This window comes from Endobacter medicaginis (assembly GCF_014192375.1).
Classification (GTDB): Bacteria; Pseudomonadota; Alphaproteobacteria; order Acetobacterales; family Acetobacteraceae; genus Endobacter; species Endobacter medicaginis.
The window spans coordinates 1-14,902 of record NZ_JACHXV010000004.1; the positions used below are offsets into that span (position 1 = coordinate 1).

The following is a 14,902-nucleotide window of genomic DNA, read 5'->3' on the forward strand; positions in this document are numbered from 1 at the left end:
CCGGCCACCGGCCGCAATCCGCGCCGCGCAGCTTCCACTCGCGGCCGTCGCCGCGTAGGCTTCAGATCGGTGTCTCACAATCTGCGGGCGGTACAGCGACAGTCGTTCGGAAGCCTCATCCAGTTCGTCCAGCGAACTGCGGCTCGATACCAGTTGACCATGGCCCTGACAGCCCCACGCTCGCATGCCGCGGCGGCATAAATGTCGAGAAGCGCATCAGAAAAGCGCGACTTGTCGACGGCCATTCCGCGAAAAAGTCGGCGGATCGCCACGCCGTCACGTCGGCAAAGCCACCACTCCGGCAACCATGGGATCTGCATTGCCACGATGTACCAGCTGCGTCGCCGTTGAGGCCAGCGCCTCAGTGCCTCGCGCAGGCAGGCCGGATGGGGGTTGTTCATCACCACCAGTCGCTCGACGGGGCGAACCCTGTTGATCGCAAAAATCCAGGCGACAAAGCCACCCCAATCATGGCCGATGAGCGTAAGACGTGCAGCCTTGCTTGCATCGAACAGTGCCGCGACATCGGCGACAAGCTTGTCGACAGTATAGTCTTGGACGCCGCCCGGCCTCGACGATCCGCCATAGCCCCTCTGATTGGGTGCCCAGACCCGATACCCCATCCGGGCAAGCAGGAGCATCTGGTAGCGCCAGGCGTAGTTCAATTCGGGAAAACCATGGAGGCAGAGGGCAAGGTGGTCGCCCGAACCCGCTTCTGCCACATCGAAGGTCATCCCACCGATCTGGACCCGAAGCAGGCGAATACCTCGGGGCTCATGTTCGCTCCAGATCATGCCCCTCAGAGCCCAGCGCGCGGAATGGACGGCGGGTGGGTAATCGCCTGATCGACCGGAGTCCGGGGCCTGAGACTCCGACGGGTGCAGGGCGGTACCCCGCCCGCCCTCACTTAAAACGGGATTTCGTCGTCGAGATCGCTGGCGCCGGGTTCCCAGCCGCCCTGGGTGCCGCCGCCGCCCTGGACGCCGCGATTGTTGCCGCCCATGCCGCCGCTCTGGCGGTTGCCGCCGCCGGAGGGGCCGGAAAGCGCGCGGCCGCCGCCGTAGCCGCCGCCCATCTCGTTGCCGCCGCCGGAACGCGCACCGTAGCCGCCGTTGGAGTCGGAGTCGCCGCTGTCGTCACCGCCGCCGCGTTGGCTGTCGATGAGGACGAGCTGGCCGTTGAAGCGGTCGATCACCACCTCGGTGGTGTAGCGGTCCTGGCCGGACTGGTCTGTCCATTTGCGGGTCTGCAGGCTGCCCTCGACGTAGACCTTGCGGCCCTTGCGCAGAAAGCGCTCTACCACGTCCGAAATGCGTTCGTTGAACACCACCACACGGTGCCACTCGGTGCGCTCCTTGCGTTCGCCGGAGGCGCGGTCGTTCCAGGTGTCGGAGGTGGCGAGGGTGAAGGTGGCGATCTTGGAGCCGGACTGGGCGTTGCGGATCTCGGGGTCCTTGCCCAGATTGCCGACCAGAATGACCTTGTTGACGCTGCCGGCCATGGCGATGCTCTCCGCACTTTAGCGAGTGGTATCTATCGATGCGCCTCTATAGGCCGCCGAACCAAATCGGGACAGGCGGAGTTTAGGCTTTCCATAGGGGCGGCGGCACCCTATCTCATTGTGAACGCAAAGTGAACATGGCGGCGCCTCGGCGCGGCAAGGGGCAAGATGAGCGGCAGCAGCGGGGCGATCCGGGTCAGAGGGGCGCGGGAGCACAACCTCAAGAACATCGATGTGGCGATCCCGCGCGACCGGCTCACGGTGATCACCGGGCTGTCGGGGTCGGGCAAATCGTCGTTGGCGTTCGACACGATCTATGCCGAAGGGCAGCGGCGCTATGTCGAGAGCCTGTCGGCCTATGCGCGGCAGTTCCTCGAGCTGATGGGCAAGCCGGATGTCGATTCGATCGAGGGGCTGTCGCCGGCGATTTCGATCGAGCAGAAGACCACCTCGCGCAATCCACGCTCCACCGTCGGCACGGTCACGGAAATCCACGACTACATGCGCCTGCTGTGGGCGCGGGCAGGAACGCCTTATTCACCGGCGACGGGGCTGCCGATCGAGGCGCAGACGGTCAGCCAGATGGTGGACCGGGTGCTGGCGATGGATGAGGGCACGCGGTTGCTGCTGCTGGCCCCGGTGATCCGCGACCGCAAGGGCGAATACCAGAAGGAACTGGCCGAGCTGCAGCGGCGCGGGTTCACCCGGGTGAAAGTGGATGGCGTGCTGCACGAGATCGGCGATGTGCCGAAGCTGAACCGCAAGCTCAAGCACACGGTCGAGGCGGTGGTGGACAGGGTGGTGGTCAAGCCGGGGATCGAGCAGCGGCTGGCGGAGAGTTTTGAAAGTGCGCTCGGGCTGGCGGACGGGATCGCCTATACCGAGGAAGCGGTGCGGGCCGGCGATTCCGGTGAGCCGGTGCGCACGGTGTTCTCGTCGCGGTTCGCCTGTCCGGTGTCGGGGTTCACGCTGGAGGAAATCGAGCCGCGGCTGTTCAGCTTCAATGCGCCGCAGGGGGCGTGTCCGGAATGCGACGGGCTTGGGGTGGAGCATGTGTTCGATCCGCATCTGGTGGTGCCGGACGAGCGGCTGACGCTGGCCGGCGGGGCGGTGGCCCCCTGGGCGAATGCGAAGAGCCCGTACTATGCGCAAACCCTGCAGAGCCTGGCGGCGCATTACGGGGTGAAGCTGACGGTGGCATGGGAGGACCTGCCGCTGACGTTCCGCAACGCGGTGCTGTTCGGCACAGACAGCGAGGCGGTGGAATTGACCTACAAGGAGGGCTCGCGCGCCTATAAGGTGACGAAGCCGTTCGAGGGCGTGCTGCGCAATCTGGAGCGGCGCTACGCGGAGACCGACAGCGCCTGGGTGCGCGAGGAGATGGCGCGGTATCGGGCGGAGCGGCCGTGCGGGGTGTGTCATGGCGCGCGGCTGAAGCCGGAGGCGCTGTCGGTGAAGGTGGCGGGGCTGACCATCGCCGAGGCCTCGGAGATGCCGATCCGCCGCGCGCTGGACTGGTTCCGTGACGTCGAGGGGAAACTGCCGGCGCAGAAGGCGGAGATCGCGCGACGCGTCCTGCGCGAGATCGTCGAGCGGCTGCGGTTCCTCGACGATGTGGGGCTGGATTACCTCACCCTCGCACGCGGGTCGGCAACGCTTTCGGGCGGGGAGAGCCAGCGCATCAGGCTCGCCAGCCAGATCGGGTCGGGGCTGACGGGCGTGCTGTATGTGCTGGACGAGCCGTCGATCGGGCTGCATCAGCGCGACAACGAGCGGCTGCTGGGCACGCTGGAGCGGCTCAAGACGCTCGGCAACACGGTGCTGGTGGTGGAGCATGACGAGGATGCGATCCGGGCCGCCGACCATCTGATCGACATGGGGCCGGCGGCGGGGGTCAATGGCGGGCATGTGATCGCCCAAGGCACGCCGGCGGAGGTGGCGGCCCACCCCGACAGCCTGACGGGGGCGTATCTGTCGGGGCGGCGGCGGATCGAGGTGCCGAAGGCGCGGCGGAAGGTGGATGCAAAGCGGCGGCTGAGGCTGGTCGGCGCGTCGGGCAACAATCTGCACGATGTGGATGCGGATTTTCCGCTCGGCACCTTCACCTGTGTCACCGGCGTGTCGGGCGGGGGCAAGTCCACGTTGGTGGTGGATACGCTCTACAAGGCGCTGTCGCGGCGGCTGATGGGGTCGGGCGAGGTCCCTGCCCCGTATGTGCGGCTGGACGGGATCGAGCTGCTGGACAAGATTATCGACATCGACCAGTCGCCGATCGGGCGGACGCCGCGGTCGAACCCGGCGACCTATACCGACCTGTTCGCGCCGATCCGGGACTGGTTCGCCGAGCTGCCGGAGAGCAAGGCGCGCGGCTACAAGTCCGGGCGGTTCAGCTTCAACGTCAAGGGCGGGCGCTGCGAGGCGTGTCAGGGCGACGGGGTGCTGAAGATCGAGATGCACTTCCTGCCGGACGTGTTCGTCACCTGCGACACCTGCCGTGGCGCGCGGTATAACCGCGAGACGCTGGAGGTGAAGTTTCGCGGCAAGTCCATCGCCGAGGTGCTGGCGATGAGCGTGGACGAGGCGGTGCCGTTCTTCTCCGCCGTGCCGCGCATCCATGACCGGCTGTCGATCCTGCAGCGGGTGGGCCTGGGGTATGTGGCACTGGGACAGTCGTCGACGACGCTGTCGGGGGGCGAGGCGCAGCGGGTGAAGCTGGCCAAGGAGCTGGCCCGGCGGGCGACGGGGCGGACGCTGTATATCCTCGACGAGCCGACCACGGGGCTGCATGCGGAGGATGTGCGCAAGCTGCTGGAAGTGCTGCATGCGCTGGTCGACCAGGGCAATTCGGTGCTGGTGATCGAGCACAATCTCGACGTGATCAAGACCGCGGACTGGATCCTCGATCTCGGACCGGAGGGTGGCGAGGGCGGCGGGCGGATCGTCGCCGAGGGCACGCCGGAGGTGATCGCGGCCAATCCGCACAGCCATACCGGGCGGTTCCTCGCACCGCTGCTGCGGCGGGAGGCGGCGCCGGCTGCGGTCTCGACGCGGGGCGCGGTTGGGGCCAAAAGGAAGCGTGCGACGGCCAGTGCCTGAGGAGTGACGATGCCTGAACAGCCGCGACCCGAGACGATCGGGTTCATCGGGTTCGGTGCGATGGGCAAGCGCATGGCGCTGAACCTGCGCCGTGGTGGCTATGTGATCGCCGCCTATGCGCCCTCGCGCAGCTCGGAGAACAACAAGGAGGGGGTGAGTTTTCTCGCCTCCGCCCAGGATGTGGTGCGGGCGGCGGAGATCGTGGTGATCTCGCTGCCCAACGACAAGGTGGTGCAGCGCACGGCCTATGGCGAGGACGGGTTCCTGGCCGCGTGCCATCCGGGGCAGCTGCTGATCAACACCTCGACCATCTCGCCGCAGACCGCGCTGCATCTAGCGGAAGCAGCACGCGCGCAGGGGGTGGCGGTGCTGGATGCGCCGGTTTCGGGCTCGACGCCGGAGGCGGAGGCGGGCGAGCTGGTGGTGCTCGTGGGGGGCGAGGCGGCGGATGTGGCGCGCGCGCAGCCGATCTTCGATCTGATCGGCAAGAAGACGGTGCATGTCGGTGCGTCCGGCATGGGCGCGACGATGAAGCTCGCCGTCAACGGCATCATGGGCCAGGCCTATGCGGGGATTTCGGAGGCGATCGGCTATGGCCTCGCCGCCGGGCTGGACCGCGCGACGCTGTTCGACACGCTGGAGGGCCTGGCGGTGATCTCGCCGCATCACCAGCGCAAGCTCGGGCTGGCGGCGGACCGGCATTTCTCACCGCAGTTTCCGGTCAAGCTGATGCACAAGGATCTGTCGCTGCTGCTGGCCGATGCCGGGCGGCTGGGAATGCCGATGGGCAGCATCGCCGCCGCGACACAGCTCTTTGCCGCCGCACGTACGCAGCATGATGCGGACGATTATGCCTGCGTGGTGGGAATGCTGGAGGATTTTGCCGGCAACCGGCCCAAGGACTGACCGCAGCAACGGGCTGCCCTCTGCCACGCCCACCCGCGAGGAAACCGATCTTGTCCAAACGTGCCGACGGCCGTCCCGAGCCGATGGTTCCGCCGGATGCGTTGCGACGTCGCTATGCGGAGGTGCTGCCGGCGAGCGATGTGCTTGCGCTCGAGGTGCTGTTCACGCTGCGCTCGAGCGTGCACGCGGTGGACAATACCCTCGCCCGCTGGCTCGGGTCGGATGCGGTCAGTCCCGGGCGGTTCCAGGTGCTCGCCCTGCTGTGGTGTGGAGATCGCACTGCCGCAGCGCGATATCGTGGATGCGATGCGGGTGTCACGGGCGACGGTCTCGGACCTGATCGATGCGCTGGTCCGCGAGGGGATGGTCGTGACCAACCCGTGCGACAGCGATCGCCGCAGGGTTCTCTGTCGCCTAACCGAGGCCGGGCACGCGGCGACGCAGCGACTGATCTGCGACAATGCGACGCGGCTGCGCGAGAGTTTCGGCGGGCTGTCGGATGCGGAATTGATGACGCTCACCGGACTGCTGGGCCGGCTCGGCTGACACTCAGCCGGGGAGTGCGCCTGCCGAGCGGCGGACGGCGGCGAGGATCGCCTCGGCGCGCTGCGGGGGAAGGCCGGACCAGGTGACGGTGTAGGTCAGGCTGCCCTCGCGCCACTGGAGCTGCGCCGGAAACGTGTCGGCCATGGCGTGTTCAGGCGTGAACAAGGTGCCGTCGGGCAGGCGACGGGTGATGAGCATGCCGTGCAGGTCGCGCATCGGCTGCGGGGCGGCGGGCGAGACGGTCACGGCGCCGAGGCTGCAATAATGCGCCCCGTGGCAGTCGGGCGTGGTGTCGAACGAGATCGCGGCGTGGCGGCGGCGGTTCAGGGCGGGATCGGCCCAGGCGGTGAGGTGCTGGCCGGGGGCCGGCGGCGGGATGCGGCCGGGCAGGTCGAGGGCGATGCCGCTGCGCTGGGCGGCGAAGGCGGCGGCCTGCTCGTAGAAACGGGCGATGGTGGCCGGAGCCAGCACCGGCGGGGCGGGGTCGGCGCCGGGCGCTGGGGTGGCGAGCCAGGTCAGGGCGAGCGGGGCCAGGAGGCGGATCGCCTTCGGCATGCTGGAACTCCTCATTCGGCCGGCGCGCGAGCCTGTGGTCGCCGCGTGCAGCCGGGTGATGTGATGACCGTGTTGCGGGCGGCTGGCAACGGGTCGGGGTCCGTGTTTCCGCAGGTGGAACGGAGTGTCAGGGTCCACCGCCGAACAGCCACAGGCGCAGCATCGACGCCTGCACGGCGAGGCCGGTGTGACGGGCACGGATCCGGGCGGCACGGGCGGGCAGCAGCAGCATGCGGGCGGGGCGCGACAGGTCGAGGCGGCCGGCTGCGTCCAGCACGGCGGCGGCGGCGGCCGGAAGGTCGTCGAAGCGGGCGCCGGCGGGGAGGAAGGCGGTGTCGGGGCGGATCGACCAGATCGCGCGGGCGATGCCGGCCGGGGCGAGGTGCTCGGGGCGATCGACGCCAAAAAGGCGGGCGGAGGCGATGGCCCAGCCGCCGGCGGAAGCGCGCAAGGCATCGTGCCAAGTGGGCCAGTCGGGGACGCCCTCGGCCTCGGCTTCGCGGCCATCGAGCATGGCGAGCAGGTCGGACGCAGCCACCCTGCCCTGCGCAAGCGCCGCGTGCAGCGGGCCGGCGATTCCGTGGTTGGGATCGGCGGTGCGCCCTTCGATCAGGTCGCGCCACCATTGCAGGCGGATCAGCGCCGGGTACGGGCCGGCGAGCTCGGTGCGGCGGCGGGCGGCGGCTTCGATCTCGAGGTCGAAGGCGGCGAGCAAAGCGAGGTCGGCGCGCAGCGCAGCGGGGGCGAGCAGGACGGCGAAGAAGCGGTCGGGGTCGTCGCGGCGGAGGCGGGCGACGAATTGAGGCAATGCGGGTCCGGGCATGGCGCCTGAATGCGCGTTGCGCGGGCTGCAGCGCAAGCCGGGGCACATGACATCACGGCGACGCGCCTTGACGGGTCCGGGGCAGGCTCATAGCTCTTGGACATCCCATCAATGGAGATGCCGTCATGGCCTTCGAACTGCCGCCGCTGCCCTTCCAGACCAATGCGCTTGCCGCGAAGGGCATGTGCCAGGAGACGCTGGAGCTGCATCATGGCAAGCACCACCAGGCCTATGTCACCGCGCTGAACGGGTTCGTCGAGAAGAACCCCGATCTGCAGGGCAAGTCGCTCGAGGAGATCGTTCTGTTCAGCAAGGACAAGCCCGATCTGGCCGGCGTGTTCAACAATGCCGGGCAGGACTGGAACCACATCATCTTCTGGCAGAACCTCTCGCCGAACGGCGGTGGCATTCCGGGGGCGTTGGAGAGCAAGATCGTCGAGGATTTCGGCAGCGTCGAGGCGTTCAAGGACGCGTTCAAGACGGCGGCGACGACACAGTTCGGCTCGGGCTGGGCGTGGCTGGTGCTGGGGCCCGACGGCAAGCTGAAGGCGACCAAGACGCCGAACGGCTCGAACCCGCTGGCGACCGGCGAGGGCAAGGTGCTGCTGGCCCTCGACGTGTGGGAGCACAGCTACTACCTCGATTTCCGCAACGTGCGTCCGAACTACGTCACCAACTACCTCGACAAGCTGGCGAACTACGAATACGCCGAGGCCGCGCTGAAGGCGGCCTGACCCCCCTTCCCCACACGAGACGAAACGGGCGCCCCACGGCGCCCGTTTTTCGTTTCAGTCGGCGGTCGTGAATGGCGTCTGGAATGGCCAGATGGCGTGAGGCTTGCGAGACCCGGAGCGGAGCCGCCTTGATGGCCGTGAGCACCGAAGCGCAGCAAACGCGCGCCAGATGGCCGTTCCAGGCGCCATTCACCTGCGCGAGGTGGTGGCGACGTCGAGCCAGACGGCAAGCAGCAGGATCCCGCCCTTGACGATCATCTGCCAATAGGTGTCGACGCCGAGCATCGACATGCCGTTGTCGAGCGTGGCCATGATGAGGGCGCCGGTCAGTGCGCCGAACACCGTCCCTGCCCCGCCGCGCATCGAGGTGCCGCCGATGATGCAGGAGGCGATGGCGTCGAGTTCCTGCAGCGAGCCGGCCGAGGGGGAGCCGGCGGCGAGGCGGGCGGTGGTGGAGATGCCGGCGAGAGCGGCCATCACCCCCATCAGCACGAACACCAGCAGCTTGACCATCTGCACGTTGACGCCGGACAGGCGGGTGGCCTCGATGTTGCCGCCGATGGCATAGATGCGGCGGCCGAACACGGTGCGGCGCGCCATCACGGTGAGCACGCCGAGCAGCACGATCACCACCAGCACCGGCAGGGGCACGCCACGATAGGCGTCGAGGATGGCGAAGAAGCCGAAGATGCCGATGGCATAGACGGCGAGCCGGGCGAGATCGGCCCAGAGCGGCGGCACGGCGAGGTTGAACGCGGCGCGCTTGCGGCGCGACATCATCTGCGTCGTGGCGAGGGTGGCAAACACCAGGGCGGCGAGGATCCACCCGGCCACGGTCGGCAGGTAGCTCTGGGCGACGGCGACGAGCGGGCGCGAGACCGGGGCGATGGTCACGCCGCCGGTGATGCCGAGCAGGATGCCGCGGAAGGCGAGCAGGCCGGCAAGGGTGACGATGAAGGAAGGCACGCGCAGCCAGGCGACCCAGTAGCCGTTGAACGCGCCGACCAGCCCGCCGGCGAGCACCACGATGGCGATGTTGAGCGCGAGCGGGAGATGGAACTGGACGTCGAGGATGGCGGAGATGCCGCCGAGCAGGCCGAGCAGCGAGCCGACCGAAAGGTCGATCTCGCCTGCGATGATGACGAACACCATGCCGCAGGCGAGCATGCCGGTGATGGCCATCTGGCGCAGCAGGTTGGACAGGTTGCGCGCGGTGAGGAAATCGCCGTCGGTGGCGTGGGCGAACAGCGCCCAGAGCAGCGCGATCGCGACCAGCAGGGCGAGAATCTTGTAACGGGAGAACAGGGTCTTGATGTGTTCGGCGCGAAAGGTGCGGCGGCGTTCGCCGATGGCGGCCTCGGCGACGGCGGGGCTGATGGCGGCTGGAGGCGGTCCCTGGGTCATCACGAATGGCTCACGGCGGAAAGTTCACTGATCGGTTGAGCGTTGATGGCGGCGGCCATGATGCGTTCCTGGGTCAGGGTCTCGTCGTTGACGAAATCGCCGCGCAGGCGCCCTTCCCCGATCACCAGCACGCGGTCGGAGATGCCGAGCACCTCGGGCAGCTCGGAGGAAACCATGATGATCGACAGGCCCTCACGCACCAGGGCGAAGATCAGCTTGTAGATCTCGTATTTGGCGCCGACATCGACGCCGCGCGTCGGCTCGTCGAGGATCAGGATGCGCGGGTTGGGGCCGAGCATCTTGGAGATCACCGCCTTCTGCTGGTTGCCGCCCGAGAGATTGGCGATCGGCAGCAGGGGGGATGCGGTCTTGATGCGCAGGCGCGAGATGGCGGCGTCGATGTCGGAGAGTTCGCGCGCCTCGTCGATCAGGCCGCCGCGGGTGAGGTCGCCCAGCACCGAGAGCGAGATGTTGTAGCCGACGGCGAGGCCGGGGACGATGCCGTGATGCTTGCGGTCCTCGGGCACCATGCAGATGCCAAGGCGCACCGCGTCGCGCGGGGTGCGGATGCGCACGGGCCTGCCGTCGAGCAGGATCTCGCCGCTATGGCTGCCGGGCCAGGCGCCGAAGATGGCGCTGACCAGTTCGGTGCGGCCCGAGCCGACCAGGCCGGCGATGCCCAGGATCTCGCCGCGGCGCACCGAGAACGACACGTCGTCGACGCGGCGGCGGGCGGGGTTGTCGGGATCGAGACAGGTGATGCCGACAGCCTGCAGGATGGTGTCGCCGATCTCGTGCGCCTCGCGGGGAAAGAGGTTGCTCATGTCGCGGCCGACCATCAGGCGGATGATGTCGGCGCGGGTGAGTTCTCCCATCGGTGCCTCGCCCACGAAGCGGCCGTCGCGGATCACGGTGACGGTATCGGCGATCTCCTCAATTTCCTCGAGCTTGTGCGAGATGTAGACGCAGGCGGTTCCCCGCGCCTTGAGGTCGTGGACCAGGCGCAGCAGGGTGGCGGTCTCGGTGGAGGTGAGTGACGAGGTGGGTTCGTCGAGGATCAGCAATTTTGCATCCTTGCTGAGCGCACGGGCGATCTCGATGAGCTGCTGTTGCCCGCCGCCATAGCGCGAGACCGGCTGGGTGGGATCGATATGGCCCATGCGCAGCTCGGCAAGCAGACGGGCGGATTCGATATACATGCGGTCGAAATCGATCAGTCCGGCCGCGTTGTGCGGCTCACGGCCGAGGAAGATGTTCTCGGCCACCGAGAGCTGCGGCACCAGCATCAGCTCCTGATGGATGATGACGATGCCGACGGCCTCGGTGTCGCGGACGGACGCGGCGCGCAGGGGCTCGCCGCGCCAGAGGATCTCGCCGCCCCAGCTTCCGTAAGGATGGACGCCGGACAGCACCTTCATCATCGTCGATTTGCCGGCGCCGTTCTCGCCGCACAGGCCAACGCATTCGCCCTCGCGCACGCGCAGGTCGATGCCGCCAAGAGCGACGACGCCGGCAAAGTCCTTGGTGATGCCGCGCATCTCCAGAAGATAAGGTGAGGTCATGAAGTGCTCGCCTTCAACCGGCAGACGATCCCGGAAGGTCTCTCAGTTGCCGTAGATCTGGGCGTGGGTGAAATACCCGTCCGTCACGAGGCGGTCGATGTTGGACTTGTTGAGCGGGATCGGGGTGAGCAGGATCGTGTTCACGTCCTTCATGCCGTTGTTCATCTTGGTGGTGTAGGCAGGGGACTTGCCGCGCACGAGGTCGACGGCGAGTTGGGCCGCGGTGGTGGCGATCAGCTTGAGCGGCTTGTAGACGGTCATCGTCTGGGTGCCCTTGACGATGCGCTGGGCGGCGGCGAGGTCGGCGTCCTGGCCGGAGACGGCGGTCTTGCCGGCCAGCCCCTGCGCGGCGAGGGCCTGGATGGCGCCGCCGGCGAGGGCGTCGTTGGAGGCGACGATGCCCTGGATGTTGTTGTTGTTGGCCGTCAGCGCGTTCTCGACGATCGAGAGGCCTTCCGTGGGGCTCCACTCCTTGACCCACTGCGCGCCGACGATCTGGATCTTGCCGCCGTCGACGAGCGGCTTGAGCACCTTCATCTGGCCTTCGCGCAGCAATTTCGCGTTGTTGTCGGTGGGCGCGCCGCCGAGCAGGTAGTAGTTGCCGGTGGGGGCGGCATCGACGACGCCCTGAGCCTGCATCTGGCCGACGCGGACGTTGTCGAAGGAGACATAGGCGTCGATGTCGGAATCGAGGATCAGGCGATCGTAGGAGATCACCTTGATGCCGGCCTGCTTCGCCTCCGCGATGGTGTTGGCCAGAACCTTGCCGTTGAACGGCACGATGACGATCACGTCCATGCCGCGCGAGATCAGGTTCTCGATCTGGGCGGTCTGGCGCTCTTCAGACGCGTCGGCGGACTGGACGTTGACTGTGGCGCCGAGAGCCTTGGCGGCGGCGACGAAATAGTCGCGGTCATGGCCCCAGCGCTCGAGACGCAGGTCGTCGATCGAGAAGCCGATCTTGGGGTGGGCGGCGTCGGCGCGCGCCTGGCCGGTGGTCGCGATGCCCGCGCCCAGCGCGAAGCCGGCGCAAAGCGCCAGTGCGCCGACGCGCCGACGCGCGATACCAGAGACGCGCGCCTTCGCGCGTGACCGAGTGATCATCCGTATCCTCCCTGCGCTCCCCGCACGAATCGTTGCCGTGCGGGGGCGTCGCTCAGTGTCCAACCGCTCTGAATGGCGATCTTGGGGGAAAGTTGAAAGCAGAATGCGGTGCGTTACGCAAGGGCCGGAATTGGAACGAAATTTTGCTGCATTGCGGAAAGCAATGGAAATGGCTGCTGTATTCCGGATTTCGCATGCCGGGTGCGCGAGAACTGTGTCAATTGCGACGCGACGTGAGGGGCGCATGATTGACGTAACTCAGAACTCGGCGTAGGTCGCTGGACCCATGAACCGGGTGACCGTCTTCGATGTCGCGGCAGAAGCGGGGGTCAGCGTCGCGACGGTCGATCGCGTGCTCAACAATCGCGGCGGCGTACGCCCGGCCACGATCGAGCGGGTGCAGGGCGCGGTCGGGCGGCTGGGATTCCGGCGCGACGCGTTCGCCGCCGGGCTCGCGACGCGCAAGGTGGAGCGCTACGCTTTCGTGATCCCCGAAGGGCCGAACAGCTTCATGAACGCGCTGCGCGCCTCGGTGCTGACGCTGGCCGGGTCGATGGTCGAGCAGCGGGTCGATGTGACGGTCATCGGGTACCGGGCGTTCGACGACCGTTCGCTGGTGGGCGCCCTCGTCGCGCTGGACCCGGAGCACTGTCACGGGGTGGCGCTGGTCGGCATCGATTCGCCCGCGGTGCAGCGCGAGATCGATCGGCTGGCGGGCAGCGGCGTCCGGGTGGTGACGCTGGTGTCGGATGTCACACCGTCGCGGCGGCAGGCCTTCGTCGGTGCCGACAACAAGGCGGCCGGGCGGGTCGCGGCGGCGCTGATCGGGCGGATGACGCGAGCGTCGGGCCGGGTGGCGATGGTGGTCGGGCACATGACGCTGCACGACCATGTCGAGCGCCGACTGGGCTTCGAGCAGGTGCTGCGGCGCGATTATCCGCATCTGTCGCTGGCGGGCGTGATCGAGGGGTTCGACGACAGCGATCGCACGCGCCCGCTGCTGGCGGCGCTGCTCGGCGAGCACCGCGATCTCGTGGCGCTGTACAGCGCGGGCGCGGGCAATCGCGGGGTGGTGGCGGCGCTGCGCGACAGCGACGCGCGGCCCGTGACGATCGCACATGAGCTGACGCCGCATGCGCGCGAGGCGCTGCTGGACGGCATCTTCACCGTCGTGCTCGACCAGGATCGCGCGCAGGCGGCGGCGGAGGCGCTGGGGGCGCTGCGCGCGCTGGTGCGCGGTGAGACGGCGCGCCCACCCCATGTACGAACACGGATTTTCCTGCGCGAGAACCTGCCCTGAAGCAGGCGCGGGACAACGACAAGAAGAGGAACGGGATCATGGAGGGGACGATGCTGACCACGGGGGAGTTCTCCGGGTTCGAGACGGTGCGCTACGAGGGGCCGCAGAGCGAAACGGCGCTGGCGTATCGGTGGTACGATGCCGGTCGGGTGGTGATGGGGCGGCCGCTCGGCGAGCATCTGCGGTTTGCGGTGGCCTACTGGCACAGTTTCGTGATGAACGGGGCGGACCCGTTCGGCGCGCCAACCATCCGGCGCGGCTGGATGGCGGAGGGCGACGCCATGACGATGGCGCGGGCCAAGGCGGACGCGGCGTTCGAGTTTTTTCGCATCCTCGATGTGCCGTTCTTCTGTTTTCACGACCGCGATGTGGTGGCAGAGGATGACAGCCTCGCCGGCACGCTGAGGCGGCTCGAGGAGATGACGGCGTATCTCGGCCGCAAGATGGAGAGCTCGCGCACGAAGCTGCTGTGGGGGACGGCGAACCTGTTCTCGCATCCGCGCTTCATGGCCGGGGCGGCGACCAATCCCGATCCGGAGGTGTTCGCCTGGAGTGCGGCGACGGTGAAGGCTTGCATGGACGCCACCCAGGCGCTCGGCGGCGCGAACTACGTGCTGTGGGGCGGGCGCGAGGGCTACGAGACACTGCTCAACACTGATATGGGGCGCGAGCTCGAGCAGATGGGGCGGTTCCTGTCGCTGGTGGTCGAGTACAAGCACCGGATCGGGTTCACCGGACAGATCCTGATCGAGCCGAAGCCGAAGGAGCCGACAGCGCACCAGTATGATTTCGATGCGGCGACCGTTTACGGCTTCCTGCGGCGCTTCGGGCTGGAGGGCGAGGTAAAGCTCAATCTCGAAGCGAACCATGCGCTGCTGGCCGGCCACAGTTTCGAGCACGAGATTGCCACCGCGGGGGCGTTGGGCATTCTCGGCTCGCTCGACGTCAATCGCGGCGATCCGCTGCTGGGCTGGGACACCGACCAGTTCCCCAACAACCTCCACGACATGACCCTCGCGATGATCGAGGTGATCCGCGCCGGCGGGCTCGGCATGGGCGGGATGAATTTCGACGCCAGGATCCGCCGACAGTCGATCGATCTCGACGATCTGGTCGCCGCCCATGTCGGCGCGATGGATCTGTGTGCGCGAGCGTTCCTGATCGCGGCGCAGATCGTCGAGGATGGGCGTCTCGATGCCTTCCGCACCGCGCGCTATGCAGGCTGGGAACGGCCCGAGGCGCAGGCGATGCTGGGTGCCGGGGCGTCGCTGGAGGCGATCGCGGCCGATGCACTGTCGCGGGATGTCGATCCGCGACCGCGCTCGGGCGGACAGGAAAAGATCGAGAACATGCTGGCAAGGTTCTTCTGAG

Annotated in this window: 13 protein-coding genes; 6 read left to right on the top strand and 7 right to left on the bottom strand. The window is 67.8% G+C overall.

The window, feature by feature from the left end; translation table 11 throughout:
* Positions 1-74: 74 nt before the first annotated feature.
* The gene (locus tag FHR90_RS05725) at positions 75-734 is read right to left on the bottom strand and encodes an alpha/beta fold hydrolase (RefSeq protein ID WP_218062212.1); all 660 of its coding nucleotides are present in this window, start codon (positions 732-734) and stop codon (positions 75-77) included.
* Between the two features lie 173 nt (positions 735-907).
* Positions 908-1,501: a single-stranded DNA-binding protein gene (gene ssb / locus FHR90_RS05730; RefSeq protein WP_183274905.1), complete on the bottom strand. Its 594-nt coding sequence runs from the start codon at positions 1,499-1,501 to the stop codon at positions 908-910.
* A 168-nt stretch (positions 1,502-1,669) separates the two neighbouring features.
* On the opposite strand from ssb, the gene uvrA reads away from it, so the two are divergent.
* From uvrA to FHR90_RS05745, 3 genes are all read left to right on the top strand, one after another.
* Positions 1,670-4,597, top strand: a complete 2,928-nt coding sequence (gene uvrA, locus FHR90_RS05735) for an excinuclease ABC subunit UvrA (RefSeq protein ID WP_176624289.1) — start codon at positions 1,670-1,672, stop codon at positions 4,595-4,597.
* A 9-nt stretch (positions 4,598-4,606) separates the two neighbouring features.
* On the top strand, positions 4,607-5,503 hold the full coding sequence (locus FHR90_RS05740) for an NAD(P)-dependent oxidoreductase (RefSeq protein WP_176624291.1): 897 nt from the start codon (positions 4,607-4,609) through the stop codon (positions 5,501-5,503).
* A 267-nt stretch (positions 5,504-5,770) separates the two neighbouring features.
* Positions 5,771-6,049, top strand: a complete 279-nt coding sequence (locus tag FHR90_RS05745) for a MarR family winged helix-turn-helix transcriptional regulator (protein WP_176624293.1) — start codon at positions 5,771-5,773, stop codon at positions 6,047-6,049.
* 3 nt (positions 6,050-6,052) lie between these two features.
* Here FHR90_RS05745 and FHR90_RS05750 read toward each other — a convergent pair whose 3' ends face one another.
* Both FHR90_RS05750 and FHR90_RS05755 read right to left on the bottom strand, forming a co-directional pair.
* On the bottom strand, positions 6,053-6,604 hold the full coding sequence (locus FHR90_RS05750) for a hypothetical protein (protein ID WP_183274906.1): 552 nt from the start codon (positions 6,602-6,604) through the stop codon (positions 6,053-6,055).
* A 127-nt stretch (positions 6,605-6,731) separates the two neighbouring features.
* The gene (locus tag FHR90_RS05755) at positions 6,732-7,427 is read right to left on the bottom strand and encodes a squalene/phytoene synthase family protein (protein WP_183274907.1); all 696 of its coding nucleotides are present in this window, start codon (positions 7,425-7,427) and stop codon (positions 6,732-6,734) included.
* Positions 7,428-7,552: 125 nt separating this feature from the next.
* Here FHR90_RS05755 and FHR90_RS05760 point away from each other — a divergent pair, with 125 nt between their 5' ends.
* A complete protein-coding gene (locus tag FHR90_RS05760; protein ID WP_176623932.1) occupies positions 7,553-8,161 on the top strand; it encodes a superoxide dismutase in 609 nt (202 codons plus the stop codon).
* 189 nt (positions 8,162-8,350) lie between these two features.
* Here FHR90_RS05760 and FHR90_RS05765 read toward each other — a convergent pair whose 3' ends face one another.
* The 3 genes from FHR90_RS05765 to xylF are packed head-to-tail and all read right to left on the bottom strand — an operon-like array spanning position 8,351 to position 12,231.
* Positions 8,351-9,565 carry a sugar ABC transporter permease gene (locus FHR90_RS05765; RefSeq protein ID WP_176623930.1) on the bottom strand — a complete coding sequence of 405 codons (1,215 nt, stop codon included), beginning with the start codon at positions 9,563-9,565 and terminating at the stop codon, positions 8,351-8,353.
* On the bottom strand, positions 9,565-11,127 hold the full coding sequence (locus FHR90_RS05770; RefSeq protein ID WP_176623928.1) for a xylose ABC transporter ATP-binding protein: 1,563 nt from the start codon (positions 11,125-11,127) through the stop codon (positions 9,565-9,567). The genes FHR90_RS05765 and FHR90_RS05770 overlap by 1 nt, the downstream gene beginning before the upstream one ends.
* A gap of 42 nt (positions 11,128-11,169) precedes the next feature.
* Positions 11,170-12,231, bottom strand: a complete 1,062-nt coding sequence (gene xylF / locus FHR90_RS05775) for a D-xylose ABC transporter substrate-binding protein (RefSeq protein ID WP_176623926.1) — start codon at positions 12,229-12,231, stop codon at positions 11,170-11,172.
* 286 nt (positions 12,232-12,517) lie between these two features.
* Here xylF and FHR90_RS05780 point away from each other — a divergent pair, with 286 nt between their 5' ends.
* Positions 12,518-13,531 (top strand): LacI family DNA-binding transcriptional regulator, encoded by a 1,014-nt coding sequence (locus FHR90_RS05780; protein WP_183274908.1) that lies wholly within the window; start codon positions 12,518-12,520, stop codon positions 13,529-13,531.
* A gap of 50 nt (positions 13,532-13,581) precedes the next feature.
* A complete protein-coding gene (gene xylA, locus FHR90_RS05785) occupies positions 13,582-14,901 on the top strand; it encodes a xylose isomerase (RefSeq protein ID WP_176626062.1) in 1,320 nt (439 codons plus the stop codon).
* Position 14,902 lies beyond the last annotated feature (1 nt).